Origin of the sequence: Acidithiobacillus sp. (assembly GCF_023256195.1) — a bacterium.
In the GTDB taxonomy this organism is placed as follows: Bacteria; Pseudomonadota; Gammaproteobacteria; order Acidithiobacillales; family Acidithiobacillaceae; genus Acidithiobacillus_A.
Genome location: NZ_JAGDWX010000008.1, coordinates 39,366 through 40,317 on the forward strand (window position 1 = coordinate 39,366; position 952 = coordinate 40,317).

A 952-nucleotide genomic window follows, 5' to 3' on the forward strand; every position below is an offset into this window, starting at 1 on the left:
GGATGAGGATGAGGATGAGGATGAGGATGAGGATGAGGATGAGGATGAGGATGAGGATGAGCGTGTGGGCCGCGAAGTAGCTGCCAGATCCCGAGGCCGAGCCCTGTGAGTATCAGGATCGTACCGAGGATCTGATCCTGATAGTGAGCAAATCGTGCGAAATTCTGCTCCAGGCCCAGACCCAAGAGCATGAGCACCCCACCCAGCAGCAAAGAGCCGCCGATGTGGCCAAAGCCAGCCCAGGCTGCCACACGCAAGCTGCGGCGCAGAGGCCAACCCTGGGTGCGCGCCAGGAGCGCTATGGGCATCCAATGGTCGGGCAAAATGGCGTGCAGCAGCGCGACCGTGAAAGCCGCGAACAGAAGCAGCAAGAAAGGCGTGGACATGGATAGGTCTCTCAAGGAGTAAAATAACGAGCGAAAGCCGCTTTAATGGCCACGATGGAATCCTCGGCATCGCCCCGTTGCACCGCATCCAGCAGACAATGGTCGAGATGGTCCTCAAACACTAGCCGCGCAATCTTATCCAGGGCGGCTCGGGCGGCGGCCATCTGATTCAGGACTTCCGGACAGTCTCTATCGCTCTCCAGCATTTGCCGTATGCCCCTGAGCTGACCTTCGAGCCTTGCAAAGCGGTTGAGGATGGCGCGGCGATCGTGCGTCGACATGGATACCCCCAGTGGGTATTAAAGGAAGCCGCATTCGACCGGAAAGAGAGCCGCTTGTCAAGAACGCAAGGAAATTGGCGGCTCTCAAAGCATGGTTGCCGCGAATTCCGCGGTGGGGGTCCGCAAATTCTCTACCCACGTCGCCATACCGCGCCCTTGCGCGCCAGTGCGTCCTGCATTATAGTTCGACGCTCGCTACAAAGTGCACGCTCCCATCGTCTAGTGGTCCAGGACACCGGCCTCTCACGTCGGTAACAGGGGTTCGAACCCCCTTGGGAGCGCCAA

At 59.2% G+C, this 952-nt stretch carries 2 protein-coding genes and 1 tRNA gene; 1 reads left to right on the plus strand and 2 read right to left on the minus strand.

All coding sequences use genetic code 11. The annotated features are described in order from the left end of the window. Nucleotides 1-386: hypothetical protein (locus tag Q0C23_RS00825; RefSeq protein ID WP_291510481.1), on the minus strand; the 386-nt coding region annotated here is incomplete at its 3' end. An 11-nt stretch (nt 387-397) separates the two neighbouring features. After that, complete coding sequence (locus Q0C23_RS00830; protein ID WP_291510482.1) at nt 398-667, minus strand: metal-sensitive transcriptional regulator; 270 nt, start codon at nt 665-667, stop codon at nt 398-400. A 208-nt stretch (nt 668-875) separates the two neighbouring features. Here Q0C23_RS00830 and Q0C23_RS00835 point away from each other — a divergent pair. Further along, a tRNA-Glu gene (locus Q0C23_RS00835) sits at nt 876-951 on the plus strand. Nucleotide 952 lies beyond the last annotated feature (1 nt).